28 protein-coding genes are annotated in these 26,702 nt (G+C 62.9%); 17 read left to right on the top strand and 11 right to left on the bottom strand.

Features of this window, described 5'->3' with window-relative positions; genetic code table 11:
* Positions 1 to 185: 185 nt before the first annotated feature.
* Together BC363_RS19045 and xylB are read left to right on the top strand one after the other, a co-directional pair.
* On the top strand, positions 186 to 1,223 hold the full coding sequence (locus BC363_RS19045; RefSeq protein WP_065781046.1) for a LacI family DNA-binding transcriptional regulator: 1,038 nt from the start codon (positions 186 to 188) through the stop codon (positions 1,221 to 1,223).
* 73 nt (positions 1,224 to 1,296) lie between these two features.
* Positions 1,297 to 2,751, top strand: a complete 1,455-nt coding sequence (gene xylB, locus BC363_RS19040) for a xylulokinase (RefSeq protein WP_065781157.1) — start codon at positions 1,297 to 1,299, stop codon at positions 2,749 to 2,751.
* A 41-nt stretch (positions 2,752 to 2,792) separates the two neighbouring features.
* Here xylB and BC363_RS19035 read toward each other — a convergent pair whose 3' ends face one another.
* Positions 2,793 to 3,152: a nuclear transport factor 2 family protein gene (locus tag BC363_RS19035; protein WP_065781045.1), complete on the bottom strand. Its 360-nt coding sequence runs from the start codon at positions 3,150 to 3,152 to the stop codon at positions 2,793 to 2,795.
* Positions 3,153 to 3,289: 137 nt separating this feature from the next.
* Here BC363_RS19035 and xylA point away from each other — a divergent pair, with 137 nt between their 5' ends.
* The 4 genes from xylA to BC363_RS19015 all read left to right on the top strand — a co-directional run bounded on the left by xylA (position 3,290) and on the right by BC363_RS19015 (position 8,892).
* Complete coding sequence (gene xylA / locus BC363_RS19030; RefSeq protein ID WP_065781044.1) at positions 3,290 to 4,600, top strand: xylose isomerase; 1,311 nt, start codon at positions 3,290 to 3,292, stop codon at positions 4,598 to 4,600.
* A 322-nt stretch (positions 4,601 to 4,922) separates the two neighbouring features.
* On the top strand, positions 4,923 to 5,975 hold the full coding sequence (locus tag BC363_RS19025; RefSeq protein WP_065781043.1) for a sugar phosphate isomerase/epimerase: 1,053 nt from the start codon (positions 4,923 to 4,925) through the stop codon (positions 5,973 to 5,975).
* 219 nt (positions 5,976 to 6,194) lie between these two features.
* Entirely contained in the window at positions 6,195 to 7,376 is a 1,182-nt protein-coding gene (locus BC363_RS19020) for a Gfo/Idh/MocA family oxidoreductase (protein WP_065781042.1), read from the top strand.
* A 148-nt stretch (positions 7,377 to 7,524) separates the two neighbouring features.
* Positions 7,525 to 8,892 (top strand): GH1 family beta-glucosidase, encoded by a 1,368-nt coding sequence (locus BC363_RS19015; RefSeq protein ID WP_065781041.1) that lies wholly within the window; start codon positions 7,525 to 7,527, stop codon positions 8,890 to 8,892.
* 110 nt (positions 8,893 to 9,002) lie between these two features.
* Here BC363_RS19015 and BC363_RS19010 read toward each other — a convergent pair whose 3' ends face one another.
* Positions 9,003 to 9,893, bottom strand: coding sequence for an NAD(P)-dependent oxidoreductase (locus BC363_RS19010; protein WP_065781040.1), 891 nt, complete (start codon positions 9,891 to 9,893; stop codon positions 9,003 to 9,005).
* A gap of 241 nt (positions 9,894 to 10,134) precedes the next feature.
* Between BC363_RS19010 and BC363_RS19005 the strand changes: the two genes are divergently transcribed.
* The 5 genes from BC363_RS19005 to BC363_RS18985 all read left to right on the top strand — a co-directional run bounded on the left by BC363_RS19005 (position 10,135) and on the right by BC363_RS18985 (position 14,211).
* On the top strand, positions 10,135 to 10,767 hold the full coding sequence (locus BC363_RS19005) for a TerC family protein (RefSeq protein WP_065781039.1): 633 nt from the start codon (positions 10,135 to 10,137) through the stop codon (positions 10,765 to 10,767).
* Between the two features lie 377 nt (positions 10,768 to 11,144).
* The gene (locus BC363_RS19000; protein ID WP_065781038.1) at positions 11,145 to 12,227 is read left to right on the top strand and encodes a methionine ABC transporter ATP-binding protein; all 1,083 of its coding nucleotides are present in this window, start codon (positions 11,145 to 11,147) and stop codon (positions 12,225 to 12,227) included.
* Positions 12,217 to 12,882, top strand: a complete 666-nt coding sequence (locus BC363_RS18995; RefSeq protein WP_065781037.1) for a methionine ABC transporter permease — start codon at positions 12,217 to 12,219, stop codon at positions 12,880 to 12,882. The genes BC363_RS19000 and BC363_RS18995 overlap by 11 nt, the downstream gene beginning before the upstream one ends.
* 38 nt (positions 12,883 to 12,920) lie before the next feature.
* Positions 12,921 to 13,697, top strand: a complete 777-nt coding sequence (locus tag BC363_RS18990) for a MetQ/NlpA family ABC transporter substrate-binding protein (RefSeq protein ID WP_065781036.1) — start codon at positions 12,921 to 12,923, stop codon at positions 13,695 to 13,697.
* A gap of 115 nt (positions 13,698 to 13,812) precedes the next feature.
* Positions 13,813 to 14,211 carry a GFA family protein gene (locus BC363_RS18985; RefSeq protein WP_065781035.1) on the top strand — a complete coding sequence of 133 codons (399 nt, stop codon included), beginning with the start codon at positions 13,813 to 13,815 and terminating at the stop codon, positions 14,209 to 14,211.
* Positions 14,212 to 14,253: 42 nt separating this feature from the next.
* On the opposite strand, the gene BC363_RS18980 is transcribed toward BC363_RS18985, so the two are convergent.
* From BC363_RS18980 to BC363_RS18970, 3 genes are all read right to left on the bottom strand, one after another.
* Positions 14,254 to 15,198 carry a rhodanese-related sulfurtransferase gene (locus BC363_RS18980; protein WP_065781034.1) on the bottom strand — a complete coding sequence of 315 codons (945 nt, stop codon included), beginning with the start codon at positions 15,196 to 15,198 and terminating at the stop codon, positions 14,254 to 14,256.
* Between the two features lie 77 nt (positions 15,199 to 15,275).
* Complete coding sequence (locus BC363_RS18975) at positions 15,276 to 16,184, bottom strand: CHAD domain-containing protein (protein ID WP_065781033.1); 909 nt, start codon at positions 16,182 to 16,184, stop codon at positions 15,276 to 15,278.
* Positions 16,181 to 16,654 carry a CYTH domain-containing protein gene (locus BC363_RS18970; RefSeq protein ID WP_065781032.1) on the bottom strand — a complete coding sequence of 158 codons (474 nt, stop codon included), beginning with the start codon at positions 16,652 to 16,654 and terminating at the stop codon, positions 16,181 to 16,183. The genes BC363_RS18975 and BC363_RS18970 overlap by 4 nt, the downstream gene beginning before the upstream one ends.
* Before the next feature lie 201 nt (positions 16,655 to 16,855).
* Between BC363_RS18970 and BC363_RS18965 the strand changes: the two genes are divergently transcribed.
* The 4 genes from BC363_RS18965 (at position 16,856) to BC363_RS18950 (ending at position 19,458) form a co-directional block, all read left to right on the top strand.
* Entirely contained in the window at positions 16,856 to 17,494 is a 639-nt protein-coding gene (locus BC363_RS18965) for a 2-dehydro-3-deoxy-phosphogluconate aldolase (protein WP_065781031.1), read from the top strand.
* Positions 17,495 to 17,676: 182 nt separating this feature from the next.
* Positions 17,677 to 18,384, top strand: a complete 708-nt coding sequence (locus tag BC363_RS18960) for a tellurite resistance TerB family protein (protein WP_065781030.1) — start codon at positions 17,677 to 17,679, stop codon at positions 18,382 to 18,384.
* Positions 18,385 to 18,529: 145 nt separating this feature from the next.
* A complete protein-coding gene (locus BC363_RS18955; protein WP_065781029.1) occupies positions 18,530 to 19,219 on the top strand; it encodes a GNAT family protein in 690 nt (229 codons plus the stop codon).
* A gap of 2 nt (positions 19,220 to 19,221) precedes the next feature.
* Positions 19,222 to 19,458, top strand: coding sequence for a hypothetical protein (locus BC363_RS18950; RefSeq protein WP_065781028.1), 237 nt, complete (start codon positions 19,222 to 19,224; stop codon positions 19,456 to 19,458).
* Positions 19,459 to 19,553: 95 nt separating this feature from the next.
* Here the strand turns inward: BC363_RS18950 and BC363_RS18945 are convergent, their stop codons facing one another.
* The 3 genes from BC363_RS18945 to BC363_RS18935 form a co-directional block, all read right to left on the bottom strand.
* Positions 19,554 to 20,603 carry a nickel/cobalt transporter gene (locus BC363_RS18945; protein ID WP_065781027.1) on the bottom strand — a complete coding sequence of 350 codons (1,050 nt, stop codon included), beginning with the start codon at positions 20,601 to 20,603 and terminating at the stop codon, positions 19,554 to 19,556.
* Positions 20,597 to 21,241, bottom strand: coding sequence for a DUF1007 family protein (locus tag BC363_RS18940; protein WP_065781026.1), 645 nt, complete (start codon positions 21,239 to 21,241; stop codon positions 20,597 to 20,599). The genes BC363_RS18945 and BC363_RS18940 overlap by 7 nt, the downstream gene beginning before the upstream one ends.
* A gap of 92 nt (positions 21,242 to 21,333) precedes the next feature.
* Positions 21,334 to 22,227 (bottom strand): LysR family transcriptional regulator, encoded by an 894-nt coding sequence (locus BC363_RS18935; RefSeq protein WP_065781025.1) that lies wholly within the window; start codon positions 22,225 to 22,227, stop codon positions 21,334 to 21,336.
* 707 nt (positions 22,228 to 22,934) lie between these two features.
* Here BC363_RS18935 and odc2 point away from each other — a divergent pair.
* A complete protein-coding gene (odc2, locus tag BC363_RS18930; RefSeq protein ID WP_065781024.1) occupies positions 22,935 to 24,068 on the top strand; it encodes an ornithine/lysine decarboxylase in 1,134 nt (377 codons plus the stop codon).
* Positions 24,069 to 24,155: 87 nt separating this feature from the next.
* The gene (locus tag BC363_RS18925; RefSeq protein WP_065781023.1) at positions 24,156 to 24,746 is read left to right on the top strand and encodes an N-acetyltransferase; all 591 of its coding nucleotides are present in this window, start codon (positions 24,156 to 24,158) and stop codon (positions 24,744 to 24,746) included.
* Positions 24,747 to 24,960: 214 nt separating this feature from the next.
* Here BC363_RS18925 and BC363_RS18920 read toward each other — a convergent pair whose 3' ends face one another.
* The 3 genes from BC363_RS18920 to BC363_RS18910 all read right to left on the bottom strand — a co-directional run bounded on the left by BC363_RS18920 (position 24,961) and on the right by BC363_RS18910 (position 26,690).
* Positions 24,961 to 25,287 carry a VOC family protein gene (locus BC363_RS18920; protein WP_202618587.1) on the bottom strand — a complete coding sequence of 109 codons (327 nt, stop codon included), beginning with the start codon at positions 25,285 to 25,287 and terminating at the stop codon, positions 24,961 to 24,963.
* Between the two features lie 199 nt (positions 25,288 to 25,486).
* Positions 25,487 to 26,059, bottom strand: coding sequence for a winged helix-turn-helix transcriptional regulator (locus tag BC363_RS18915; RefSeq protein ID WP_065781021.1), 573 nt, complete (start codon positions 26,057 to 26,059; stop codon positions 25,487 to 25,489).
* 1 nt (position 26,060) lies between these two features.
* On the bottom strand, positions 26,061 to 26,690 hold the full coding sequence (locus BC363_RS18910) for a LysE family translocator (protein WP_065781020.1): 630 nt from the start codon (positions 26,688 to 26,690) through the stop codon (positions 26,061 to 26,063).
* Between the last annotated feature and the right edge of the window lie 12 nt (positions 26,691 to 26,702).

Genomic DNA, 26,702 nt, shown 5'->3' with positions numbered 1-26,702 from the left:
CTGATCGTCGATCCGGCGCCCGACCGGGTGCTTGCCGAAGCCGTTAAAAAGCCACGGCGAGATCGTTTTCACGCAAGCCTTCAGCAAGCGTTTCTAGCCCGTGAAAACGGTGGTCGCTCTTCCCTCGCGCATTTTTGATTTACGTACATCAAAAATTCCTCTAAGGCAGTTTGCGGGAGGAAATGATGCGCCCTACAGTTCACGATATCGCTGCAGAAGCCGAGGTCAGTCTTGCAACCGTCGATCGGGTTTTGAACAATCGCCCGGGTGTGCGGAAGGTCACGCGCGACAAGGTCGAGCGCGCGATTGCGACGCTCGGTTACATCAGGGACGTGGCGGCGGCCAACCTTGCCAAGAGCCGCAGCTATCCGCTGATCTTCATCCTGCCCGAAGGCGAAAACGCCTTCATGCGCGGGCTTGAGGCCGAGGTTCAGTCCGCCAGGGCCCGCTCCGCCGTCGAGCGGACTGATATCACCATTCTCTCCGTTCCCGCCTTCGATGCGTCTGCGCTGGCCGATGCGCTCGACGACGCGCGCCGGCGAGGGCCGGCCGGCGTTGCCGTCGTTGCCGTCGAGGCGCCGCAGGTGGTGGCGGCCGTCGGGCGGCTGCGCGCGGACGGCATTGCCGTCGTCACGCTCGTCTCGGACCTGACCGGCTCCGAGCGCGACCATTTTGCCGGTGTCGACAATATCGCGGCCGGACGCACCGCCGGCAGCCTAATGCGGCGTTTCCTTGGCGGCCGCGACGGGCCGGTCGCAATCGTCGCCGGTTCGATGCTGGTGCGAGACCACAGGGATCGGCTTGAAGGCTTCAGCGCCGCCGTGAACGAGGGTGTCGCGAAGCGACATCTGCTGTCCGTGGTTGAAGGTCACGACGACCCGTCTGAGGTCGAGAAACTGGTGCAGGACCTGCTGGCGTCGCATGCGGACCTCGCCGGCATCTACAGCCTCGGCGCCGGCAACCGTGGCATGATCGCGGCGCTCGAAAGGGCCGGGCGTCAGTCCGAGATCTGCGCGATCGCCCACGAGCTGACGCCGTACAGCCGTGCCGCACTCGTCTCTGGCACCATCGATGCGCTGCTCAATCAGGATGCGGGGCACGAGGTGCGCAGCGCCATTCGCGTGCTGAAGGCCCGGGCCGACGGGCTCTCGATGATCGAGGCACAGGAGCGCATCCGCATCGATATTTTTCTGAAAGACAACCTGCCGGTCGAACCGGCGTAATACTTTGAATTTACGCAATTCCTGACGGAAAATCGTTCCGCACTTTTCCTGGAGTTGCTCAATGGAGGCATGCATGTATCTCGGTTTGGATCTCGGCACGTCGGGCGTCAAGGCGATGCTGATGGACGACAATCAGCGCATCGTCGGTTCGGCCTCCGGTGCGCTCGACGTTTCCCGTCCGCACCCCGGCTGGTCGGAGCAGGATCCGGCCGATTGGGTGCGCGCCACCGAGCAGGCGATCGCCGGGCTGAAGGCGACGCACCCGGCAGCGCTTGCGGCCGTGCGCGGCATCGGCCTCTCCGGCCAGATGCATGGCGCGACGCTGCTCGATGCCGACGACAAGGTGCTGCGGCCGTGCATCCTCTGGAACGACACCCGCAGTTTTCGCGAGGCGGCGGCACTCGACGCCGATCCGCAATTCCGCGCGATCACCGGCAACATTGTCTTCCCCGGCTTCACCGCGCCGAAACTTGCCTGGGTGCGTGAAAACGAGCCGGATCTTTTTGCCAAGGTGCGCTGGGTGCTGCTGCCCAAGGACTATCTGCGCCTGTGGCTGACCGGCGAGCATATCTCGGAGATGTCGGATTCAGCCGGCACCGCCTGGCTCGATACCGGCAAGCGGCGTTGGTCGGAAAGCCTGCTTGCCGCCACCGACATGCAGGAACGGCAGATGCCTGATCTGGTCGAGGGAACCGACCGGGCCGGGACGCTCCGCTCGGAGCTGGCGTCGCGCTGGGGCCTGGGCAATGGCGTCGTGGTTGCCGGTGGCGCCGGTGACAATGCGGCTTCCGCCTGCGGCATGGGTACCGTCGGCGAAGGCCATGCCTTCGTCTCGCTCGGCACATCGGGCGTGCTGTTTGCCGCCAATGCCAGCTATCTGCCCAATCCGGAGAGCGCCGTTCACGCGTTCTGCCACGCCTTGCCGAGCACCTGGCATCAGATGGGCGTCATCCTGTCGGCGACCGATGCGCTCAACTGGTATTCCGGCATTGCCGGCCGCAGCGTCGCCGACCTCAGCGCCGAGCTCGGCGATACGCTGAAAGCGCCAGCCGGCGTGACCTTCCTTCCCTATCTCTCCGGCGAGCGCACCCCCCACAACGATGCTGGGATCCGCGGCGCCTTTGCCGGCCTCGGCCACGAGAGCAGCCGCGTGGTGCTGACGCAGTCGGTGATGGAAGGGGTTTCCTTCGCCATCCGCGACAGCCTCGAGGCATTGCGCGCGGCCGGCACGACGCTGTCGCGTGTGACGGCGATCGGCGGCGGCTCGCGTTCGCGCTACTGGTTGAAGTCGATTGCGACCGCGCTCGATCTGCCGGTCGATCTGCCTGATGACGGCGATTTCGGCGCCGCCTTCGGTGCAGCGCGTCTTGGACTGATTGCGGCGACCGGCGCCGATCCCGTTGCGACCTGCTACGCGCCGCAGACGGCGGAAACGATCGCGCCTGAGACGGCGCTGGTGTCTGCCTATGAGGACGCCTACCAGCGCTACCGCCGTCTTTATCCGGCCATCAAGGGGGTGGCGACGTGACCGCATCTCGCCCTTCCATGGCCAGTTCCGATCGACTGCGCCTATTGCGCCGGCACCTTGTCGAGAAAACCGGTGACCTGCTTCAGCCGACCGTTTTCGATCAGGCCGACATCGGTGCCTTCGATGACGGATTCGACGCCTTCGGGACCGAGTGCCCAGGAGAAGCGGATCGTGTCGGCAAAGCCGTCCGGCGTGCCCTTGAGTGCGAAGCGGAAGCCGGGGAACTGGCCCTGGACTCCGGCGATCAGGCCGCCGATGCCCTCATGCCCGTCGCCCTGCATGATCGGATCGCGGTAGGCGACATCGGCAGTGAAGGCTTTTTCGATCAGCGCGTTGCGGCTGTGAGCCTCGGCGTTCCAGGCGGCGATATAGGCTTCGGCGATCCGGTTGAGGTCGTTCATCTGACTGTTCCTTTGGTTTGGCGTTTCGATGCCCCAGCTATCGCCGCCCGAGGGAATGAAACCAATTACCTTCCACGTAATGACCGGACGTTTTGCAATGGCGGCGCCGGCACACCACCCTTGAGAGGAGCCAGACCGTGAGCACGGGATTTTTCGGCGATATCGCCAAAATTAGATACGAGGGACCGGAGAGCAGCAATCCGCTCGCCTTCCGCCACTACAACAAGGACGAGGTCGTCTTCGGCAAGCGCATGGAAGATCACCTGCGCTTTGCGGTCGCCTATTGGCACACCTTCGTCTGGCCGGGCGGAGACCCCTTTGGCGGCCAGACATTCGAGCGTCCGTGGTTCAAGGGCACGATGGATGCGGCCAAGCTGAAGGCGGACGTTGCGTTTGAATTCTTCCAGCTGCTCGGCGTTCCCTACTACTGCTTCCACGATGCGGACGTGCGCCCCGAGGGCCGGAACTTCGTCGAGAACACCAAAAACCTCAACGAGATCGTCGATTACTTCGCGAAGAAGCAGGCGGACACCGGCGTCAAACTGCTCTGGGGCACCGCCAATCTCTTCTCCAACCGGCGCTACATGTCGGGTGCCGCCACCAATCCGGATCCGGATGTCTTTGCCTTTGCGGCTGCAACGGTAAAGACCTGCCTCGATGCCACAAAACGCCTCGGCGGTGAGAACTATGTGCTGTGGGGCGGGCGCGAAGGTTACGAGACGTTGCTCAACACCGACCTTTCGCGTGAACTCGATCAGCTCGGTCGCTTCGTCAATCTGGTGGTCGAATACAAGCACAAGATCGGTTTCAAGGGCGCGATCCTGATCGAGCCGAAGCCACAGGAGCCGACCAAGCACCAGTACGACTACGACGTCGCCACCGTCTACGGCTTCCTCAAGAAGTACGGTCTGGAAAAGGAAGTGCAGGTCAATATCGAACAGGGCCACGCGATCCTCGCCGGGCACTCCTTCGAGCACGAACTGGCGCTTGCCAATGCACTCGGCATCTTCGGTTCGATCGACATGAACCGCAACGACTACCAGTCGGGCTGGGATACCGACCAGTTCCCCAACAACGTGCCGGAAATGGCGCTTGCCTACTACCAGGTTCTGGCCGGAGGCGGCTTCAAGACCGGCGGCACCAACTTCGACGCGAAGCTGCGGCGCCAGTCGCTCGATCCCGAGGACCTGCTGATCGGTCATATCGGCGGCATGGATTGCTGCGCCCGCGGTCTGAAAGCTGCGGCCAAGATGATCGAAGACAAGGCACTATCCGCACCGCTCGACCAGCGTTATGCCGGTTGGCAGGTGCCGGAAGCCAAGAAGATGCTCGAGGGCGGCTTCTCGCTGGAAGAGATCGAAGCCTGGGTGCTGAAGTCCGACCTGAACCCGCAGCCGAAGTCCGGCAAGCAGGAACTGCTGGAGAATGTCGTCAACCGCTACGTCTAAGCGCGCGAAAGACGGTCACCCAGATCGAGGAGCCGGCCGCCGTCGCGGCCGGTTCTTTCGTTGGTGCTGTCGATCGGACCGGTAAAGCGCTGCCTCCGACAGCCTCCTGTTCGTCATTCCGACGCTGGTGCGCGCGGCGCGGATCCCTCTCGAAAATCTCGTCCACGACCGGTTGCTCCATGCAAAAAATCTGCTAGTTTCGGCGCCTGCAACGTTTCAGGTGCTTCAACTTCAGCGAAAATGAAGCCTTCTTCCGCTTCTCCTGTCGTTGGCCTAACAGGCCGGCTCTGCCGGCAGCCATATCATCAGGAGGATGTTTGGGATGAAAACGATCAAGGGCCCCGGTCTGTTTCTTGCGCAGTTTGCCGGGGATGCGGCACCGTTCAACTCGTTTGCGGCGATCACCAGATGGGCGGCCGATTGCGGCTACAAGGGCGTGCAGGTGCCGACCTGGGATGCGCGGCTGATCGATCTGAAGAGGGCGGCGACATCGAAGGCCTATTGCGACGAGCTTGCCGGTATCGCCCGCGACAACGGCGTCGAGATCACTGAGCTGTCGACCCATCTGCAGGGCCAGCTGGTCGCCACTCATCCGGCTTATGACGAGGTTTTTGACGGCTTTGCCGTGCCGGAAGTGCGCGGCAACCGACAAGCGCGGCAGCAATGGGCGGTCGAGCAGGTGAAGCTGGCGCTGACGGCGTCGAAGAACCTCGGGCTCGATGCGATGGCGAGCTTCTCCGGCGCGCTTGCCTGGCCGTTCGTCTATCCCTGGCCACAGCGCCCGGCCGGCCTGGTCGAGACCGCCTTCGACGAACTGGCGCGGCGCTGGCGGCCGATCCTCGACCATGCCGAGGACTGCGGCGTCGACGTCTGCTACGAGATCCATCCGGGTGAGGACCTGCATGACGGCATCACCTTCGAGATGTTTTTGGAGCGCACCGGCAACCATGCCCGCGCCAACATGCTCTATGACCCGTCGCACTATGTGCTGCAGTGCCTCGACTATCTCGACAACATCGACATCTACAGGGATCGCATCCGGATGTTCCACGTCAAGGATGCCGAGTTCAACCCGACCGGACGCCAGGGCGTCTATGGCGGCTACCAGGGCTGGGTCAACCGCGCAGGGCGCTTCCGCTCGCTGGGCGACGGCCAGGTCGATTTCGGCGCGGTGTTTTCCAAGATGGCGGCCAATGATTTTGCCGGCTGGGCGGTGGTGGAATGGGAGTGCTGCCTGAAGCATCCCGAAGACGGCGCGCGCGAAGGGGCGGAGTTCGTCAAAAACCACATCATCCGCGTTACCGAGAAGGCCTTCGACGACTTTGCCGACGGCGGTACCGACGAGGCCGCCAACCGGCGCCTGCTGGGGATTTGAGGCGAACCACAGCTCCGGCCGCAGCGCCTGCTCGAGCCGCAGCCCCTCACCCTAACCCTCTCCCCGCCTGCGGGGAGAGGGGACGTGGCAGACGGTTGCGCCGTGCAAGCAGAGGGCGCAGCAATCGTCCTTCTCCCCGCCAAGCGGGGAGAAGGTGCCGGCAGGCGGATGAGGGGCAACCTCACGACACGACGATGAAACGATACGAGGAGAGACGACATGGCAATCGAGGGAACGAGCGAGAAGCGCGAGCGGCGCATCCGGCTGGGCATGGTCGGCGGCGGCTCGGGCGCCTTCATCGGCGCGGTGCACCGCATCGCCGCGAGGCTCGACGATCACTATGAGCTGGTGGCCGGCGCCCTGTCGTCGACGCCCGACAGAGCCGAAAGCTCCGGCCGCGAACTTGGGCTCGATCCATCGCGGGTCTATTCCGACTTCAAGCAGATGGCGATCCGCGAGGCCAAGCTGAAGGACGGCATCGAGGCGGTGGCGATCGTCACCCCCAACCATGTGCACTATGCCGCGGCCAAGGAGTTTTTGAAGCGCGGCATCCATGTGATCTGCGACAAGCCGCTGACCTCGACGCTGGCGGATGCGAAGAAGCTGAAGAAGGCGGCCGACGACAGCGATGCGCTGTTCGTGCTTACCCACAACTACACCGGCTATCCGATGGTGCGCCAGGCGCGCGAGATGATCGCCAATGGCGACATCGGTGCTGTCAGGCTGGTGCAGATGGAATATCCGCAGGACTGGCTGACGGAGAACATCGAACAATCAGGCCAGAAGCAGGCAGCCTGGCGCACCGATCCGGCCCGCTCCGGCGCCGGCGGCTCGACCGGCGACATCGGCACCCATGCCTATAATCTCGGCGCCTTCGTTTCGGGTCTCGAACTGGAGGAGCTTGCGGCCGATCTGGACAGCTTCGTGCCCGGCCGCCAACTCGACGACAATGCCCATGTGATGATGCGCTTCAAGACGAAGGACGGCGAACGCGCCAAGGGCTTGCTCTGGTGCAGCCAAGTGGCGCCCGGCCACGAGAACGGCCTGATGGTGCGGGTCTATGGCACCACGGGCGGACTCGAATGGACGCAGAAGGACCCGAACTATCTCTGGCACACGCCATTCGGCGAGCCGAAGCGGTTGCTCACCCGCGCCGGTGCCGGGGCAGGGCCTGCTGCCAACCGCGTCAGCCGCGTCCCGTCGGGTCATCCGGAGGGTTATCTCGAAGGCTTTGCCAATATCTACACCGAAGCGGCCCGCGCCATCTTCGCCAAGCGCAAAGGCGAGAAGATCGATCCTGCCGTCACCTACCCGACCATCGACGACGGCATGAAGGGCATGGTCTTCGTCGACGCCTGCGTCCAGTCATCCAAACGAAATGGAGCCTGGGTAAAGGTGTAGCGAACCGCCTGAGCCGGGCGGAAGGGCGGGGCATGCCCGCCCTTTTTGGCGAGTTGACATTTGCCGGCATGGCTTTAGGCCGGCCGCGATCCACTGAAAACAACGAGGCCCCGCTTTCGGCGGGGTCGGAACGAGACGAGACAGAGAGATGAGCGATCCCAAGATCCTGGCCCAGCGCTTCCCGGGCGACTTCGTATTCGGGGTGGCGACCGCCTCCTTCCAGATCGAGGGCGCCACCAAGGCCGACGGCCGCAAGCCGTCGATCTGGGACGCCTTCTCCAACATGCCGGGCCGCGTCTTCGGGCGACACAATGGCGATGTCGCCTGCGACCACTACAACCGGCTCGATGAGGATCTGGACCTGATCAAGAGCCTCGGCGTCGAGGCCTACCGGTTTTCGATCGCCTGGCCGCGCATCATTCCCGAAGGCACCGGCCCGATCAACGAGAAGGGGCTCGACTTCTACGACCGCCTCGTCGACGGCCTGAAGGCGCGCAACATCAAGGCTTTCGCCACCCTCTATCATTGGGACCTGCCGCTGGCCCTGATGGGCGATGGCGGCTGGACAGCGCGCACCACGGCTTACGCCTTCCAGCGTTATGCCAAGACCGTGATTGCCCGCCTCGGCGACCGGCTCGACGCGGTCGCGACCTTCAACGAGCCCTGGTGCTCGGTCTGGCTCAGCCATCTCTACGGCATTCATGCGCCGGGCGAGCGCAACATGGATGCCGCCCTGCATGCGCTGCACTTCACCAATCTGGCCCATGGTCTGGGCGTCGATGCCATCCGCTCGGAGCGGCCGAACCTGCCGGCCGGCATCGTCATCAATGCGCATTCGGTCTATCCCGGCAGCGACGCTGATGCCGACAAGGCTGCCGCCGAGCGCGCCTTCGATTTCCACAACGGCGTTTTCTTCGGTCCGATCTTCAGGGGTGAGTATCCCGACAGCTTCATGAGCGCACTTGGCCATCGCATGCCTGATATCGAAGACGGCGACATGGAAACGATCGCGCGCCCGCTCGATTGGTGGGGCCTCAACTACTACACGCCGATGCGCGTCGGCGACGATCCAACGGCCGGTGCCGAATATCCGGCGACGATCAATGCCAAGCCGGTCAGCGATCTGAAGACGGATATCGGCTGGGAGGTCTATGCGCCGGCGCTCGGTCAACTGGTGGAAACGCTGAACGCCCGCTACGACCTGCCCGATTGCTACATCACCGAGAACGGCGCCTGCTACAATATGGGCGTCGAAAACGGTGCGGTCGACGACCAGCCCAGGCTCGACTACCTCGCCGAGCACTTGTCGGTGACATCAGATCTGATCGCCAAGGGTTATCCGATGCGCGGCTATTTCGCCTGGAGCCTGATGGACAATTTCGAGTGGGCCGAAGGCTACAAGATGCGCTTTGGCATCGTGCATGTGGATTACGAAACGCAAGTGCGCACGATCAAGAAGAGCGGCCACTGGTACAAGGCATTGGCCGAGGAATTTCCCGGAGGCAATCACATCTGACGGCTGAAGCCTTGCGCGTCAAATATGACGCGCAAAGGACGCTGTAACGCTTTAAACCTGCTGCATAATTTCTCCTTAAATCGAATCCGATTTAAGGAATCATGCAGTAGTCAATCGAAGCGTCCCGCGGCCGCTTTGCGCACCGGCAGCACCTCGAGGCTGCCGCGATCGAGCTGGGCGAGGACTTCCTTGAAGCCGAAGCGCGGCTTCCATCCGAGTGCGCCGATGGCGGCACTCGGATCGTAGATACGGTCGATCGAGGCGGGCAGCGACCAGCCGCGTTCGGCAAAGGCCTGGGAAAACCTGGTCGCCCGCTCCCGCAGGATCGAGGCGGCATCGCTTGCCAGATGCCGGCAATCCGTCGGCAGGAAGGCGGGCTCACCTGAGACGATGAACCTCTGAAAGGCGGGCCCGTCATTGTCGAGCGCCGCCACATGCGCGTCCGCCACGTCGCGGACGTCGATGCCGCGGTGCAGCCGATAGGCCGCCATGCGGTCGGCCTGCTCCGGAAAGCACCGCGACATGCGCAGGACACGGACGTGCAGCGCCCGGTCGGCGGCATTTTCCAAGAGCGCCTCGGCGGCAAGCTTGGTGTGGTGGTAGATGGTATGCGGCTGCGGCGGCGTTTCCTCGGTAATCCAGGCGCAGGCACCCTCTTTCACCGCGTGGCCGTACAGTGCCGTCGTGCTGGTGAAGACGATGCGGCTGACGCCGGCGGCCTGCGCGGCGGCAATGACGAGATGGGTCCCCATCACATTGACGCGCTCGAACTCCGCGTCCGGGATCGTATCGACGTGAGGCGCATGCAGCGCGGCCGTATGGATGACTGCATCGGCGCCTTGCATGGCGCGCTCGAGCAGCACGCCATCGACAAAATCGCCTGAGACCTCCGTCGTCGCGAAAGGCGCGCGATCGATGCCGACCACGTCATGATGGGGCGCCAGCGCATTGTAGATCGCCCGGCCGATGCGCCCTGAACTTCCGGTCAAAACGATGCGCATCCGCTCTCCTGCCTTTCGACTCAGTCTTCGCGTGTTTCGTATCAGAGAACTGTGGTCAGTAAACCGCGAAGTAGGCCGTATTCCCGCGACCGCGGTCGAAGGCTCAACTCACCCTGTGACGATCATCATTCCGGTGCGTATTGCGAAGCTGTCCGCTCCGGGCCCTTGATCCGCCAACTCCCCTTGTTCTATGCGTTGGCGATAGCGAATAGGCGTGTGGGGCGCCGGGGGACTATCGAATATGGAAATCTTCACCTCTGCCGGGCTGCTGGCGCTTCTGCAGGTCATCGTCATCGACCTGGTTCTGGCCGGCGACAATGCGGTCGTTATCGGTCTTGCAGCCGCCGGTCTGCCGACCGAGCAGCGCCGCAAGGCGATCCTGGTTGGCATCGTTGCCGCAACCCTGTTTCGCATCGCGCTTGCCAGTGTCACCGTGCAGCTTCTCGATATCATCGGGCTGCTTTTGGCCGGTGGCCTTCTGCTTCTTTGGGTCTGCTGGAAGATGTGGCGCGAGATCCGTGCCGGCGGCGCGGAAGATTTCGAGGGTGAGGGTGCCAATTCGGCGCCGCGAAAGACCTTTCTTCAGGCGGCGATCCAGATCGTCATTGCCGACGTCTCGATGTCGCTTGACAACGTTCTGGCGGTCGCCGGCGCTGCACGCGAGCATCCGACCATCCTCGTCTTCGGCCTTATCCTTTCGATCGCGCTGATGGGCATTGCTGCCAGCTTCATCGCGCGGCTGCTCAACCGCTATCACTGGATCGCCTATGTCGGTCTCGCCATCATCCTCTACGTGGCGCTCAACATGATCTATCGCGGCTCGATCGAGGTCTGGCCGCACCTGGCGCCGGTTGCCCACGCCATCGGCATCTGACCGTCGCAGGCAGATCGTCGGCATCGGCCCGCTTGTCGGGTCGGTGCGCGGCCGGCTTCTTGCCGCGCCGCCAGCGAAAGAGCGGTTTTTTCCGCAAACGTGGAGCAACCCGGAAAAACATACCTGTAAAAGCCGGGATCTATTGTCGATAAGGGCCGTAGATTATGTCGCATGTTCTTCCCGCGGCAACGACGTTGAACTCACCGGTTGGCTAATGCTAGAGATGTGCTCCCTGTTCCGAATGCGTTGTCGAATGTCGGCCTGACAAGACGCGCCTTCCATCCCGCGCCCGAGCCCGGGATTCTGAGTTTCGAGCATCCGAGAGCACCTATGTACCCGTCCATAACGATAACGCCTCTTTCGGGGGTATCCGAACGATGAGCGTTTCCGCCTATACAGCGCCGGCGCCCGGTGATGCCGCCGTCATCTTCGATGGCGTTTCCAAGCATTTCGCCGCCTCCGGCAAGAGCGGCGCCTTCACCGCGCTCGACACGGTCTCGCTTTCGGTCGGGCGCGGCTCGATCACCGGCATCATCGGCCGCTCCGGCGCCGGCAAGTCGACGCTGATCCGCCTGGTCAACGGGCTGGAAAAGCCGACGGGCGGCACGGTGCTCGTCGATGGCGTCGATGTCGGCGCGCTCGACGAGGCGGGCCTTCGCGAGCTCAGGCGCTCGGTCGGCATGATCTTCCAGCATTTCAATCTCCTGTCGTCGCGCACCGTGTTTGGCAATGTGGCGTTGCCGCTCGAAATCGCCGGCATGGACAAGCAGGCCATCGAAAAGCGCGTGCGGCCGCTGCTCGATCTCGTCGGGCTTGCCGACAAGCATGGTCGTTACCCGGCCGAGCTTTCCGGCGGGCAGAAACAACGGATCGGTATCGCCCGGGCGCTGGCGACCGAGCCGAAGCTGCTGCTCTCGGACGAGGCGACCTCGGCGCTCGATCCCGAGACGACGCAATCGATCCTGGAACTGCTGAAGCGTATCAATGCCGACCTTGGCCTGACCGTGCTGCTCATCACCCATGAGATGGAAGTGGTGAAGGCTGTCACCTCCGACGTTGCCGTGATCGATCACGGCCGCATCGTCGAGCGCGGCCATACCTTCGACGTCTTCACCCATCCCAGGCACGAGACGACGCGGGCGATGCTCTCCGGCCTGCCGGGCTCGAAGCTGCCCGACGCCGTGTCGCGCGGGCTGAAGCCGCAGGCGGCTGACGGCGACCGCGCCGTCGTGCGCCTGACCTTCTTCGGGGCGGCGGCAGAACGGCCGTTGATTTCGCAGCTGATCAAGTCGGTCGGCGCCGAGGTCAATATCATTGCCGGCACGATCGACGAGATCGGCGGCCGGCCCTATGGCTCGCTGGTCGTCGCCTATGGCGCGGATGCGGAGACTGCCGGCCGTGCCGAGCGCTTCTTCACCGAAAATGGACTGGTCACGGAGGTGCTCGGTTATGTCGCCTGATCTTCTCTTGCGCATCGGCAGCGCCACGCTCGATACGCTTTACATGGTGGCGATCGCCGGCCTGATCGGCTCGCTGATCGGCCTGCCGATCGGTATTTTCCTGGCGACCAGCGGCAAGGGCGAACTGTTCCCGGCGCCGACGACCAACCGCATCGTCGGGCTGATCGTCAATGCCGCACGCTCGACGCCGTTCATCATCCTGGTCGTCGCCATCATTCCTTTCACCCGGCTGATCACCGGGACGTCGATCGGCACCAAGGCGGCGATCGTGCCGCTGACGATCGCAACCATTCCCTTCGTCGCGCGTCTGGTGGAGGCGGCGATCCGCGAGATCGACAAGGGACTGATCGAGGCCGCCCGCGCCATGGGCGCGACGCCGATGCAGATCGTCTTCAAGGTGCTGCTGGCGGAAGCGCGCCCGGCGCTGACATTGGCGCTGACCATGACCATCGTCAGCCTCATCGGTTATTCCGCCATGGTCGGCGCCGTCGGTGGTGGCGGGCTCGGCGATCTCGGCATCCGCTACGGCTACCAGCGCTTCATGCCCGACGTGATGCTGGTCGTCGTCATCGTGCTCATCGTGCTGGTGCAGCTCGTCCAGAGCGCCGGCGACGGACTGGCGCGCCACTTTGACAGGCGCAGCCGCAAGAACTGATTTCCCAGGACACTCAGGTCACCAACAAGGAGATACCCATGAAGAAGCTCATCATTGCTGCGGCAATCGCAGCCCTTGCTGCCGGTACGGCACTGGCCGAGACCATCAAGGTCGGCGTAACGCCGGGCGAACACGCCCAGATCATGGAGAAGGTGAAGGAAGTCGCGGCTCCCAAGGGCCTCGACATCGAGATCCTCGAATTCTCGGATTACGTCGTTCCGAACCAGGCGCTCGCCGACGGCGACCTCAATGCCAACTCGTTCCAGCACCAGCCCTATCTCGACAACCAGATCGCCGATCGCGGCTTCGATATCGTCAGTGTCGGCACCACCATCACCACGCCGATGGGTGTCTATTCGAGCAAGGTGAAGAGCCTCGACGAACTTCAGGACGGCGCGACCATCGCCATCCCGAACGACCCGACCAATGGCGGCCGCGCGCTGCTCGTTCTCGCCTCGAAAGGCCTGATCAAGGTCAAGGAAGAGGCCGGGCTGAAGGTCACTCCGGCCGACATCACCGAGAACCCGAAGAACATCATGTTCGCCGAGCTTGATGCAGCCCAGCTGCCGCGCTCGCTCGCCGACGTCGATGCGGCGGTCATCAACACCAACTATGCGCTCGAGGCCGACCTGCACCCGAAGAAGGACGCCATCGCCATCGAAGGCGAGAAGTCGCCCTACGCCAACGTCATTGCCGTGCGCACCGCCGACAAGGATGCGCCCTGGGTGAAGACGCTGGTCGAGGCCTACCACGACGAAAAGGTGAAGGCCTTCATCAACGACACCTTCAAGGGTGCGCTGATCCCGAGCTGGTAATTTCCAGAGCTTCGACAGTCGAATACCGAACCGCGCGCCGCACCCCGGCGCGCGGTTTTCTTTTGACCGCTGGCGGCTGCGCCCTATGTTCTCCGCAATCTCGGGAGGAACGGGCATGAAGGGTGGATGTCACTGCGGCGCTATACGCTACGAGACACGGCGCGCGCCGTGCTATTCCGGTTTCTGCCATTGTCGCGATTGCCAGCGGATCACCGGTACCGGTCATTGCTGCTACATGATCTTCGATCGTTCGGATGTGATTGCGACCGGGTCCTATCGCAGCTACCAGACCGTCGCCGCAAACGGCAACATCTCCGTCCGCCATTTCTGCGACACCTGCGGCAGCCAGATTTTTGGAAGCGGCCTGCCGGATGACGGCCGCCTGACGATCTATGCCGGCACGCTGGACGATCTCTCCGCGTTTCAGCCGACGGATGCGATCTTCACACGCAGTCGGCCCGAATGGGATCGGGCGGCGATGGCGCTGCAGGAATGCGAGGCATTGCCGGGCTGAGTCTTTTGTCCCGCGCAGAGAATGCCTACCGGTCGTCGCCGATCAGCTTCCGAGATGTTTCTCGCCGCGCTTCTTGGCGAGTGTGATCTGGCGCTGTCGCTGGCGATAGCGCTCACGGTCCTCATCGGTGCGGATTTCGTAGCAATGGATGCAGGAGACGCCGTCCTCGTGGCGTGGCGAGGCGAGGTCGGCCGGTGTCAGCGGCTGGCGGCAGGCATGGCACAGCGTGTGCTCGCCCTCTTCAAGCCCGTGCGTGACCGACACGCGGTCATCAAAGACGAAGCAGGCGCCTTCCCACAGGCTTTCTTCCTGCGGCACCTCTTCGAGATATTTCAGGATGCCGCCCTTGAGATGGAAGACCTCGTCGAAGCCCTGCTCCTTCATGAAGGCGGTCGCCTTTTCGCAGCGGATGCCGCCGGTGCAATACATGGCGATCTTCGGCTTGTTGTGCAGGCCGGCATTGTTGCGCACCCAGTCGGGAAACTCGCGGAAGGTCTTGGTCTGCGGGTCGACCGCGCCCTTGAAGATGCCGATCGCCGTTTCGTAGTCGTTGCGCGTGTCGATGACGATCGTCTGGGGATCGGAGATCAGCGCATTCCAGTCCTTCGCATCGACATAGGTGCCGACAATCTTGTTGGGGTCGATGTTGTCGACGCCCATGGTGACGATTTCCTTTTTCAGCCGCACCTTCATACGCAGGAACGGCATCGAGGAGGCACGGCTTTCCTTGTGTTCCAGGCCCGCGAATTCCGGCTGGGAGCGCAGATAGGAAAGCACGGCCGTGATGCCGGCGTCGGTGCCGGCGATCGTGCCGTTGATGCCCTCATGGGCGAGAAGCAGGGTTCCCTTGACACCGTTCTCGTCGCAAACGGCCTGCAGCGGTTCGCGGAATTCGGCGAAACGCGAGAAGGCGACGAAATGGTAGAGCGCTGCGACCATGAACTGGCCATGCGTCTCAGGGCGCGGGGTCGTTGAAATGTCGGTCATGGGCCGTGCAAATACAGCTTTCGCGCCGCAAGTGCAATCCGGCCTCCCTTACAGGGGCCATCTGTCGCGGTCGGCGGCTAGCGGCCGGCGTCGAGCCAGAGCAGCCGGATGGTCCGGCTCTCGTCATCCGGCGTATCGAGAAACACGTCGGCTGCGCGTTCCAGCGCCTCCGAGCGCAGGCTGACCTGCCGGGCGATAACGGCGGAGATCAGATAGGCCTGATCCTGGCTGTTGCCGGCGAGGCCGGGGTCCTCGTTGACGAGCGAGGTCATGACGTCGAGATCATTGAGATGCCCGAGAACATCGACAAGCGCCTTGGCATCCAGGCGCTTCACCTGCATCGCCGACGGCCATGCCTCCCGCACCAAGGCCAGGTGCATGCGATAATCCTGGGCGCGCTTGCGCAGTTCGTGGAAAGAGGCGGCCTCGGTGCTCGCCTTGCAAGCCTCGCGGGCGCCGGCAGCGCGCTTCAACGTGCGCCGCCAACCCTTCGCCAACCGGTCGGCCGTCTTGCGGCGGCGGTCATCGAAGGAGACGTGGACGAGCGCTGCCGTTGCCTGTTCGCAATTGACGATGGTCGCCGCGACCCTGTCCTCGATATCCGTTTCGCCAGCGGCGATCCGGTCGCGCCGCTCAATCAGTCGCGAGCAGACGTGGTCGAGGGCCTTCTCTTCGTCTTCGCTGCGGGCGCCTTCATGCAGATAGCGGGCATTTTCCACGAGTGCGGCGGCGTCCCTGACAGTCGATAGATTGCGCGCCATGTCGCGAATGCGCGCATTCTCCTGTTTTTGAAACAGCGGCACATCGGAGGCGACCAGCCGGTAGAGCGCGCGCACGCGCTTGAAGCATTTTCGGGCGTCGTGGATGGCCTCGTGAACACCGTCCGGGCGAAGCCGGAGGACTTCGATCGCCTGCTCGAATTGTTCGGCGCCCACACTCCTGAAATCGTCGGTGAAGGCCCGGCCTGGCCTGAAGGCGTAGCTCATGCCTGTTCTTCCACAAGTCCGTCGGTGGCGAGCGCCTGGTTGGAGTAACGCCGGTCGCCGGTGATCTCCCGCCCCAGCCAGTCTGGAAGTGCCGGCAGATCGGTTTCCCGCTTCATCTCGACCTCGGCGACCACGAGCCCTTTAAGCGCGCCTTCGTAGACGTCAACCTCCCAGGTGAAGCCCTTGTGCGGCACGCGGTAACGTCGCTTCTCGATGACGATGCCGACCGCCTGGGTCAGCATTTCCCCGGCGTCGTCCATCGGCAGGTCATACTCGTATTCATTGCGAACCAGGGCAGACTTGCCGATCTTGATCGTCAGCCGCGCCCATTTGTCGCCGTGGATCCGCACGCGCACGGATCGGTCGTCCATGGTGACGACATAGGCCTGCCGGAGCTGGGTGCCCTTGTCGGCATGCTCCCGCCATCCACCGGATGCCACCAGGAACTTGCGCTCTATCTCCTTCGCCATGGGGATCCCGCATTTCGAGAGGGTCGATTGCAATCAAACTATCGTTTTGCCAGCAAGGCTCAAGTATCTCTTTGTTGTCGATGTCATTTTTTTCTTTGCTCATATACGAACGGCGTATCCGCTCTGCGTTCGGCCTCGACAAGCGGCAGCAGGCGGAGTATGCGGGAACGCATATTCAATCGTTTTAAAAGGACGATCTGCATGAGTGCGAAAACCGACAAGCTTCTTTCCATCCTCAGACTGCAGCCGGTCGTGCCGGTTCTGGTGATCGACGATGTGGCGACGGCCGTGCCGCTGGCAAGGGCGCTTGTCGCCGGTGGACTGAGAGCAATCGAGATCACGTTGCGCACGCCGGCAGCGCTCGAAGCGATCCGCGCCGTTGCCAATGAGGTCGAGGGCGCGGTTGCCGGCGCCGGCACCATTCTCAATGCCGCCCAGTTCCAGGCGGCGGTCGAAGCCGGTTCGCGGTTCATCGTCAGCCCGGGCACGACGCAGGAGTTGATCGACGTTGCCAACGACCACGACGCCCCGCTTTTGCCGGGCGCTGCGACCGCCAGCGAAGTCATGGGCCTGCGCGAAGAAGGCTACGACGTGATGAAGTTCTTCCCGGCGGAACAGGCCGGTGGTGCTGCCTACCTCAAGTCGCTGTCGTCGCCGCTTGCCGGCACCTTCTTCTGCCCGACCGGCGGCATTTCGCTTTCGAATGCGCGCGACTACCTGTCGCTGCCGAACGTCGTCTGCGTCGGCGGTTCCTGGGTAGCGCCGAAGGATCTGGTGGCAAAGGGCGACTGGGCCGGCATCACCAAGCTGGCGGCCGAAGCCTTTGCACTCAAGGGCTGAGGGACGCCCCTTCGCTTGAGAATCCGAAGGCCGGGCGTCAGTCCGGCCTTTTTCGTGTAAAACGCGAATTTGTATTTCCACTGCAACGTACCTATGTCTCAATCGGTTTGATGGAGCGGGTGCAGGCGGCGCCCTGTTCCGCATGTTTTCATCCGCCTGGAACCGACAAGGAGCGAAACCCCATGTTCGACGCGAAGAAATTGCTGGACCAGTTTCTCGGATCGCAGGTCCCTGGAGCGGGTGGCACGGTGCGCGACCGCGCCGGCCAGGTAACGCAGCTTGCCAAGGACAATCCGCTTGCAACCGGCGCAATCGCCGCCGTGCTGCTCGGCACCAAGTCAGGCCGGCAGCTGACCGGCAATGCGGCCGTGCTCGGGGGGCTCGCGGCCATCGCCGGCCTCGGCTACCAGGCCTACAAGAACTACCAGTCAGGCAATGCTCCGGTCACTGACCCCGCCGCCCGGAAGCAGCCGGAACTGCTGCCACCGCCGACCGATTCCGGATTTGCCGCCGAACCGGAAAAGATCAGCAACGACTTCGCGCTTGTGCTCGTGCGCGCCATGATCGCCGCGTCGCGTGCGGACGGCCATATCGACGAGGTCGAGCGTCGCCATATCATCGACAAGCTCTCTGTGTCCGGCCTGTCGGCCGATGCGTCGGCGTTCCTGGAGGGCGAGCTTGCCAATCCGGTCGATATCGACGCCATCGTCGGTGCTGCGAAGACCGAGGAGGAGCGCGTCGAGGTCTATACCGCCTCGCGCCTGGCGATCGAGCCGGAAAGCCGCGCCGAGCGGGGCTATCTCGATCTGCTTGCAGGCCGTCTCGGCCTACCCGATGCGCTCGTCGATCATATCGAGGCGACGGTGTCGTCGGCCAAGGTGCCGGCCTGATCGCATCGCTCATGGATTGATCACCAGTTTGAATTTGTGTTGGCCGCTTCTCTGCCCTATGCCGAAGACTATAGCGCCGCGCGTCTTATCAGATGCGCAAAGGTCGCTATAGCTCTTTGAATTGCTGCAGCAGGAGAGGTGGCCGATGCGTGATCTGAGCAACTGGGAAGGATGTCCGGCGCCGAAGCCGGTGGCGATCGAAGGTCGCTACATCAGGCTCGAACCCTATGACCGCGACACGCACCGGCAGGACCTGTGGGACGGGCTTGGCGGCATGGCCATCAACCCGCTGCTGAAGTATTTCGCGCAAGCTGATTTCGGCGGCATCGACGATTTCGATGCCTGGCTGACCGCCGCCCAGGAAAAATCCGGCTGGGTCACCGAAGTGTTTCGCGACAAGGCGAACGGCAAGGTCGTCGGCATGGCGAACTATATGCGCGCCGATCCGGCCAACGGCGTTGTCGAGGTCGGGTCCGTTGTGCACGGCGCGGCGATGGCCCGCTCGCCGCTGTCGACCGAGGCGCATTACCTCATGGCCAAGCACGTTTTCGAGGAACTCGGCTATCGCCGCTACGAGTGGAAATGCAACAGCGAGAATGAGGCAAGCCGGACGACCGCCGCGCGTCTCGGTTTCAGTTTCGAAGGCATTTTCCGCCAGCATATGATATCCAAGGGTGGCAATCGCGACACCGCCTGGTTCTCGATGATCGACAGCGAATGGCCGCTGCTCAATGCCGCATTCGAAAACTGGCTGTCGCCTGATAATTTCGATGCCGACGGTCGCCAGAAGCGGCGACTGGAAGATATTCGCGCGGACCTCGCGCCAAAGGAGTGAGCGTGAACGCGCCCGAGAAGAGCAGAGAAAACCAAGCGAACAAGGAAAAATCGCCGGCGATCGCCGCGGCCGTCATTCTGGCCGTCGTCGGCGTCGGCTTCTTCATGCTGCCGTCGATCATGCTGAGACTTGGCGATATCTCGGTCTGGCTGGCCGGCGCTTTCGGCGTGGTCTTCGTTCTCTGCTTCTTCCTGATCTTCTGGCTGCGGGCGCGGCATCAGCGCAAGCGCGGCCTCTGACCGACGCCTCCTGTCTGCTTTGAGCCACAGCAATTGTAGATTAGATGCAAAGGCCAGCCTCTTGCGCGTCAGATCCGACGAGCAAGTCAACGGCATCAACTTTGCAGCGCTGCACCCAGCAGAATCAGTCCAAGGATCAGAACGAGCAGGGCGCCGGCGATCTCGATGCTATTCGAGATGCGGGTGGCCGATGCGGCGCTTGACGCATAGCGCACGGCAAAACCCTTTGCCGTGACGGCGAGTGTCGCCAGGATCGATACCGTGATCGCCGTGCCGATCGACATGGCGAAGACCGACAGGATACCGCCGAGATAAAGGCCGTTGAGCAGGGCGAAGGACAATACGATCAGTGCGCCCGAGCAGGGACGCAGGCCGACGGCGACGATCGCCGACCAGGCCTCGCTGATGGCGAAGCGATCCCCCTTGAGCATCGACGGATCCGGCGCATGCGCATGGCCGCAGGTGGAGCAGACTTCGCCGGCGCCGTGACTATGATCGTGATGATGATGGCTGTGGTCGTGGCGATGGTGGGCATGATCGTGATGGTCATGCTCGAGGTGAACATGCCCGCCGCCGGCCGCTGCCATGAGAACCGCCGGGCGCATCATCGAGCGCAGCTTGCGAAACAAAAGCCAGCCCCCGAAGGCGGCGATCAGCGCGTAGCTGGCAATTTCCAGCGAGCGCGTCGCGTCGGTCATGCTGATCGAGGAGCCGCGCAAAAGAAGATAAACGGCGCCGACGAGCAGGATGGCGACGACCCCCTGCAGGATCGACGACATGAAGGAGAGCAGCACGCCGCGCTTCAGCTCGGTCTCGTTGGCGATCATGTAGGAAGAGATGACAGCCTTGCCGTGGCCGGGGCCGGCGGCATGGAAGACGCCATAGGCGAAGGAAAGGCCGATCAGCGACCAGAGCTGCCACGGGTTGTCGCGCATGCCCTTCAGCGCGCCGGTCAGCGTGCGGTAGAAGCCCTGTTGTTCCGAATTCACCCAGGCAAAGAAGCCGCCGAGGAAGCCGGTCGTCTGAAAGGACGGTTCGGCGGTGCCGATGCCGAGCGGCGATTGCGCCGCGGCAAGGCCGGCTGACAGTGCGGTCAACACGAGCGTGGCGGCAATCAGGCCGCCGATCCTGCGGGTGTTCAGCATGTGATCTCTATCCTGGTTGCAAAGAGCTTCGACATGTCGGTGCCGGTCGGGTCGCTCCAGAAGGCATCGGTCAGCGTGTCCTTGTTTTCAGCAAGGACTTCGTCAGGATCAGGGCGGACGACCTTGTGCTCGCAGGCGGCGATCTTGTCGCCGACCACGGTCAGGTCGTCGTCGGTCGGGAAATCCATGGCCGTGTACATGGTCGGGTCGTAGACGCCGAAGGAGAGCTTGCCCTTGAGTGGCATCGGTTCGGCCGGCTTGACCGCGAACATCATCAGGAGCTGGCCGTCCTTGTAGTCGACGGTGATGCGCTCGGGTTTGTTGACCTTAATGGATTTGCCGTTTTCCAGGGCCGTCGTGTAGTAATTGTACTCCGACAGCGACTCCAGCACCGTCTGGCCGACTTCGGCCAGTTCGTCCGGATCGAGCGTGGCGTTCGAATTCTTGTCGAAATCGAGAACGACACTTGCGGAAAACAGCTCGTCGAAACGCCAGACGTTCCTCAGCTCGCTGACTTCGCCCTTGTCGTCGGAGGCCACTTCCAGGCGGGCCTCGGCGAAGATGTGCGGATGGGCGAAGACCAGGGTCGGCGCAAGCAGGGTGGCAAGGCCGGCCATGACGAGGCGCTTAATTCTCATGAAACGGCAATCCTTTCGGTCAGGGCGTGACAGCGCCTTCGAATCGTTCCCGCAATGTACTGGAAATGGGACGGATTTGGGACCTTTCCGCGTCAACGCGGCTTGCGGAACCAGGCATGCAGGTAGTCGACGAGGGTGCGCACCTTGGCCGGCAGGTAGCGGCGATGCGGATAGATCGCGTAGATGCCGCGATCCCGGGGCAGAAAATCGTCAAAAAGCGTGACGAGTTCGCCGGTGGCAACCTTGGGGCGGGCGATGAAGTCTGGAACCAACGCCACGCCGATGCCGGAGACGGCGGCGCGCACGGAGGCAAGCGGGCTGTTGACCTCGATCGGGCCGCTCACGGGAACGGTGAAGGAGGAGCCGTCGGGCTCGATGAAGCGCCAGTTGGAATAGGACCGGCCATTGGTATCGAGAATGCAGGGGAGCTTCGAAAGGTCGGTTGGGTGGGCGATCGGCCCGACCTTCTCCAGGAAATCCGGGGCCGCACAGATCAGCACCTGGAAATCGTCGAGCTTGCGGGCGATCAGCGTCGAATCCTCCAGCCGCGTGATGCGGATGGCGACATCGAAGCCTTCTTCGACGAGATCGACGAAACGGTCGTCGGAGACGATCTCCAGCGACAGCTCCGGATGCTGCTTGCCGAAATCCATCAGCGACTGGCCAATCTCGGCATCGACGAAGGTGCGGGGCGCGGTAATCCGCAGGCGGCCCTTGAGATCGGAATTGTTGGCGCGTACGAGATCGGCGAGATTGTCGATCTCCTTCAGGATTTCCGATGCGGTTCGGTAATAGGTGTGGCCGGCTTCCGTCAGCGAGAATTGCCTTGTGGTGCGGTTCAGCAGAAGCGCGCCGAGTTCGTCCTCGAGTTCGCGCACGTATTTCGACAGCAGCGCCTTCGACTTGCCGACGCGGCGGGCCGCGGCCGAAAACCCTTCGGCGTCCACGACATCGATGAAGGCGCGGATGCGGGTGAGCGTGTCCATGGGCCGGTCTTTCTCTCGTCTTTCCTGGTCGCGGCAGCATTGATTCGCCGCGAATGCTTCTTTCACGTTTCCCTGTTCCGCGGCTGTCTTTCCAGCCGGGCTTATCCGCTTCCCGGATCTTGACGACCGGATAGGCGAGGCCCCGAAATAAACCCAGACCTTTCAATCGCTTGCGGCGGTCTTCGCATCGGTGCCGATTGTTCAGTAAACGTGAACGCCAACAGTGTTGCCGGTCTCAAAAAAAATTCAACCCGGCAGCGAAAAAACTCTTGATTACGACAAGGTTTTTTCTTACCTACGCCCTTGCCCAAAGTCGCACGTGCCTGTGGGTGTCCGCCGACCCTCGATTAGGTGAGGGTATCGGTAAGGTACCTGGAACTAACCCCTCCAGTCGCTATTCCGGCCAACCGGGAAATGCGAGGACATCTTGAAGCAACGACGGTGCGGGCCTTTCTGGTGTCTGCCGGCTCTCCAACAGCCGGGGTTACTGAAGAGGCACACCTTCATTGCCGGAAGTGCGGTTGGGTTATCCCCTCCAATCCATGGCAGACAAAGCCGAATTGAAGCCTAGGCGGGCTTCGGTTCACCGTTCGCGCATCGAGCGCATGCATGGTTCCGGGGTCTCCACCGGCTGGTTCCAGAGCATTCGCGCGTATGCCCTTTGTCCTTCGCGAAAGCGGAGCATTTTGGATCAGGGGAATAAGGCCATGACCACGGCACGCATCATCGACTTCATCAACACCCGACGACCCGAAGGCCCGTGCCTCGTTGTCGACCTCGACGTCGTGCGCAACAATTTCACGGCCTTCCGCCACGCGCTGCCCGACAGCTCGATCTATTACGCCGTCAAGGCAAACCCGGCGCCGGAAATCCTGCGCCTGCTCGCTGGCATGGGCTCCTCCTTCGATTGCGCGTCCGTCGCCGAAATCGAAATGGCGCTCGATGCCGGTGCGACCGCGCAGCGCATTTCCTACGGCAACACCATCAAGAAGGAGCGCGACATTGCCCGCGCTCATGCTCTGGGTGTGTCGCTCTTTGCGGTCGACAGCCACGAGGAAGTCGAGAAGATTGCCCGTGCCGCCCCCGGCGCCCGCGTGTTCTGCCGCGTGCTGACCGATGGCGAAGGCGCCGAATGGCCGCTGTCGCGCAAGTTCGGCTGCGTCCCGCAGATGGCCGTCGACGTGCTCGTCTACGCTCATCAGCATGGCCTCGTTTCCTACGGCGTCTCGTTCCATGTCGGTTCGCAGATGACGAAGCTCGACGCCTGGGATTCGGCCCTTGCCGATGCCAAGCGCGTCTTCGTGCAACTGGCCAAGCAGGGCATCGAGCTCAAGATGGTCAACATGGGCGGTGGCTTCCCGACGAAGTACCTCAAGGACGTGCCGACGGCTGAAGCCTACGGTCAGGCGATCTTCGGCGCGCTGAAGAAGCACTTCGGCAACCACATCCCGGAAACGATCATCGAGCCTGGCCGCGGCATGGTCGGCAATGCCGGCGTGATCAAGGCGGAAGTCGTTCTCGTGTCGAAGAAGTCGGACAATGACAGCCACCGCTGGGTGTTCCTCGACATCGGCAAGTTCGGCGGTCTCGCCGAAACCATGGACGAGGCGATCCGCTACCCGATCCGCACGGCCCGTGACGGCGACGAAATGGAGCCCTGCGTGCTCGCCGGCCCGACCTGCGATTCGGCCGACGTGCTGTACGAGAAGAACATGTATCCGCTGCCGATCACGCTCTCGATCGGCGACGAGGTTCTGATCGAAGGCACCGGCGCCTACACGACGACCTATTCGGCCGTCGCCTTCAACGGCTTCGAGCCCTTGAAGTCCTACGTGATCTGATCCGGCCTCTCCCGTCTTCGGTCGGGAGCGCCACTTCACAATTTTCTTAGATGCCGCCTGAAGCGGTTTTGATGACGGGAGGCCCGGATGGCCGCTGTTGTTGATGCCCTGCGCGCGTTTTTCGCGCCGTCCACATTCGTTATCGACAACGAAAACCCGGGTGACGTCGTTGCCCGCGAAAACCTGCTCGACCGGGCGATGGGGCCGGAGCGGCGCCGCAAGTCGTCGGAAAAGCTGCGCAGCGGCCGCGTGCCGGCCGAAGGTCTTGCCTTCGTCGCCCGCGATCTCGACGGCCATGTCATCGGCAGCGTTCGCCTGTGGAATGTCGAGGCCGGCGTCAACCGCGAGGGTCACAGCATTCCTGCGCTGCTGCTCGGCCCGCTTGCGGTCGATCCTGGCCATGAAGGCAAGGGCATCGGCGGCATGCTGATGCGTGCAGCCATCGAAGAGGCCAAGAACCGCAGCCACGGCGCGATCCTGCTGGTCGGCGATGCGGCCTATTACGAGCGTTTCGGCTTCTTCACCGCGCGCACGCAGCATCTGGTGATGCCGGGCCCATTCGAACGCAACCGCTTCCTGGCGCTTGAGCTTCGCGATGGCTGGCTCGAAGGTGCAGCGGGCCTGATCGTTGCCAGCGGGCGCAAGCTGGCGTTGCCGCCGGTCAAGCGCGCCGCCTGATCTCTTTCCGTCTCCAACCCTGCGGAGGCGGATTTTTCGCTGCTCCCCCATCTGTCTCATGCGAGAGGTGGGGGAGCAGGTCATATGAACAGGAAATCACGCCTCGGCGGCAGACGGCCGCGCGTCATACAGCGCCGCGCGTCTATTTAGACGCGCAAAGGTCGCTGTAACACTTTGAGTTGCTGCATAATTTTGTCCTTAAATCGATTCCGATTTAAGGAATTATGCAGTAGCAGACGAAGGCAAGCTTGTTGCCGTCGGGGTCGCGCACATAGGCGGCGTAGAAACCCTCGCCATACTGCGGGCGGAAGCCTGGCTCGCCCTCGACACTGCCGCCTTGTTCGATTGCCGTTGCAAACAGCCTGTCGATCACCGCAGCGCTTGGTGCGAGGAAGGCGGTCATGGCGCCATTGCCGATGCCGGCGGGATTTCCGTCGAAGGGATAGCCGGTGAAGAAGCGCGGCGCGCGGTCGTCATCCCTGCGTCCCCAGGATGCCACCTGCTCGTCGCACCAGCAGCGTTCCTGGCCGATCAGCGCCATTACAGCGCCGCGCGTCAAATATGACGCGCAAAGGACGCTGTAACGCTTTAAACCTGCTGCATAATTTTGTCCTTAAATCGGATCCGATTTAAGGAATTATGCAGTAGCGGATCGTAGAACCGTTCGGCCCGCTTGAGGTCGGTCGTTCCGACCATCGTATATCCGATCATGTTTTCTCCCTTGTCTTGCCTGGCATCGCTCAAACCTGACCAAGGAAGGACCGGCCGCGCGGCGACAGCCGGTAGCCGACCGCCAGGCTTTCCGTCAGTCCCAGTTCCTTCAGCTTGCGGATGCGCGCCTTGAGCTTGAGCTTATCGATGCCGACCTGTTCGGCAATCTCGGCGGCGGTGATGCCGTCGCGCGAAGCGATCAGGCGGAGTGTCGGCTCGGCCCATGTCTGGCCGGCGGTTTCGTCGAAGCGTGCGAGCCTGCCGGCGATTGCGGCCCGGTCGGCTTTCCCAAGCGTCGTGTCATCGCGCAGGGACAGGCGCGGATCATCGCCCGCGCGATGGAAGGCGATGCGGTAAAGCGTGCCGTCGGGGCGATCGTCGAGCTCGGCAAGCAACACCTCGCGCGTCGGGTAGCCGGCGCGGCGTGCATCTTCCTTGCTGATGTCTTCGGCATTGATGACGTCGATCGTGCCGATCGACAATGGGCCGGCCGCCGTGCGCAGGCTGCCGCCGGCCTTGACGGTCGGCCTCGTCCAGCGCCGGAAGGCCAGCGTCACGTCTCCTTTGGCAATCTGGTCGAGGATGGCCTTGCCGAACAGCATGTCAGTTGGTGGCGCGGCGATAGAAAGCGAGGGAACCGGCGAGAGCCAGCAGGGCGCCGCCACAGATACGTTCGAGCCAGACGGCCCCGGAATGCTTGAGAAAGCGAGCCGCCTGAGAGCCGAGCAGGGCGTAGCCGAGCATGACGGCGAAATCGACAAGCGCGAAGACGAAAGCAAGCGCTGCATATTGCGGTGCCTGCGGCAAGGCGAGGTCGATGAATTGCGGCATGAAGGCCGAGAAGAAGAGATAGCCCTTCGGGTTGGTGACGGCGACCAGAAAGCTCTTCAGAAAAATCGTGGGCGCCGTGGCATCGGCACTGTCCTTGTCGACGGAAACGTCGAGCGTTCCCTTCGACCGCAACAGCATGACCCCGAGAAAGGTGAGATAGGCGGCACCGAGCCATTTGACCACGGTAAACCAGAACTCGGAGGCGGCAAGCAGGGCGCCGAGGCCCAGCGCCACCGCGCCGATCAGCACAAAATCCGAAAGGACGGCGCCGACCATGCCGGCAAGTGCGCGCTTGATGCCGTAGCGCGAGCCGTTGGTGAGCGCCAGCAGGACGGTCGGGCCGGGAGTGGCAATACCGATGAAAGCGACAAAGGCGAATGCGAGGATGGTGATTTCACTCATGAGATCCTCCAG

The sequence above is a fragment of the Ensifer sp. LC384 genome (assembly GCF_001695865.1).
Taxonomy (GTDB): Bacteria; Pseudomonadota; Alphaproteobacteria; order Rhizobiales; family Rhizobiaceae; genus Ensifer.
This window is presented reverse-complemented; position numbering and strand designations above follow the sequence as displayed.

Excerpts from the sequence above, each read along its gene's own strand:
- BC363_RS19045 (WP_065781046.1), top strand. The coding sequence starts at position 186 with ATGCGCCCTACAGTTCACGATATCGCTGCAGAAGCCGAGGTCAGTCTT.
- xylB (WP_065781157.1), top strand. The coding sequence starts at position 1,297 with ATGTATCTCGGTTTGGATCTCGGCACGTCGGGCGTCAAGGCGATGCTG.
- BC363_RS19035 (WP_065781045.1), bottom strand. The coding sequence starts at position 3,152 with ATGAACGACCTCAACCGGATCGCCGAAGCCTATATCGCCGCCTGGAAC.
- BC363_RS19025 (WP_065781043.1), top strand. The coding sequence starts at position 4,923 with ATGAAAACGATCAAGGGCCCCGGTCTGTTTCTTGCGCAGTTTGCCGGG.
- BC363_RS19020 (WP_065781042.1), top strand. The coding sequence starts at position 6,195 with ATGGCAATCGAGGGAACGAGCGAGAAGCGCGAGCGGCGCATCCGGCTG.
- BC363_RS19015 (WP_065781041.1), top strand. The coding sequence starts at position 7,525 with ATGAGCGATCCCAAGATCCTGGCCCAGCGCTTCCCGGGCGACTTCGTA.
- BC363_RS19010 (WP_065781040.1), bottom strand. The coding sequence starts at position 9,893 with ATGCGCATCGTTTTGACCGGAAGTTCAGGGCGCATCGGCCGGGCGATC.
- BC363_RS19005 (WP_065781039.1), top strand. The coding sequence starts at position 10,135 with ATGGAAATCTTCACCTCTGCCGGGCTGCTGGCGCTTCTGCAGGTCATC.
- BC363_RS19000 (WP_065781038.1), top strand. The coding sequence starts at position 11,145 with ATGAGCGTTTCCGCCTATACAGCGCCGGCGCCCGGTGATGCCGCCGTC.
- BC363_RS18995 (WP_065781037.1), top strand. The coding sequence starts at position 12,217 with ATGTCGCCTGATCTTCTCTTGCGCATCGGCAGCGCCACGCTCGATACG.
- BC363_RS18990 (WP_065781036.1), top strand. The coding sequence starts at position 12,921 with ATGAAGAAGCTCATCATTGCTGCGGCAATCGCAGCCCTTGCTGCCGGT.
- BC363_RS18985 (WP_065781035.1), top strand. The coding sequence starts at position 13,813 with ATGAAGGGTGGATGTCACTGCGGCGCTATACGCTACGAGACACGGCGC.
- BC363_RS18980 (WP_065781034.1), bottom strand. The coding sequence starts at position 15,198 with ATGACCGACATTTCAACGACCCCGCGCCCTGAGACGCATGGCCAGTTC.
- BC363_RS18975 (WP_065781033.1), bottom strand. The coding sequence starts at position 16,184 with ATGAGCTACGCCTTCAGGCCAGGCCGGGCCTTCACCGACGATTTCAGG.
- BC363_RS18970 (WP_065781032.1), bottom strand. The coding sequence starts at position 16,654 with ATGGCGAAGGAGATAGAGCGCAAGTTCCTGGTGGCATCCGGTGGATGG.
- BC363_RS18965 (WP_065781031.1), top strand. The coding sequence starts at position 16,856 with ATGAGTGCGAAAACCGACAAGCTTCTTTCCATCCTCAGACTGCAGCCG.
- BC363_RS18960 (WP_065781030.1), top strand. The coding sequence starts at position 17,677 with ATGTTCGACGCGAAGAAATTGCTGGACCAGTTTCTCGGATCGCAGGTC.
- BC363_RS18955 (WP_065781029.1), top strand. The coding sequence starts at position 18,530 with ATGCGTGATCTGAGCAACTGGGAAGGATGTCCGGCGCCGAAGCCGGTG.
- BC363_RS18945 (WP_065781027.1), bottom strand. The coding sequence starts at position 20,603 with ATGCTGAACACCCGCAGGATCGGCGGCCTGATTGCCGCCACGCTCGTG.
- BC363_RS18940 (WP_065781026.1), bottom strand. The coding sequence starts at position 21,241 with ATGAGAATTAAGCGCCTCGTCATGGCCGGCCTTGCCACCCTGCTTGCG.
- BC363_RS18935 (WP_065781025.1), bottom strand. The coding sequence starts at position 22,227 with ATGGACACGCTCACCCGCATCCGCGCCTTCATCGATGTCGTGGACGCC.
- odc2 (WP_065781024.1), top strand. The coding sequence starts at position 22,935 with ATGACCACGGCACGCATCATCGACTTCATCAACACCCGACGACCCGAA.
- BC363_RS18925 (WP_065781023.1), top strand. The coding sequence starts at position 24,156 with ATGGCCGCTGTTGTTGATGCCCTGCGCGCGTTTTTCGCGCCGTCCACA.
- BC363_RS18920 (WP_202618587.1), bottom strand. The coding sequence starts at position 25,287 with ATGGCGCTGATCGGCCAGGAACGCTGCTGGTGCGACGAGCAGGTGGCA.
- BC363_RS18915 (WP_065781021.1), bottom strand. The coding sequence starts at position 26,059 with ATGCTGTTCGGCAAGGCCATCCTCGACCAGATTGCCAAAGGAGACGTG.
- BC363_RS18910 (WP_065781020.1), bottom strand. The coding sequence starts at position 26,690 with ATGAGTGAAATCACCATCCTCGCATTCGCCTTTGTCGCTTTCATCGGT.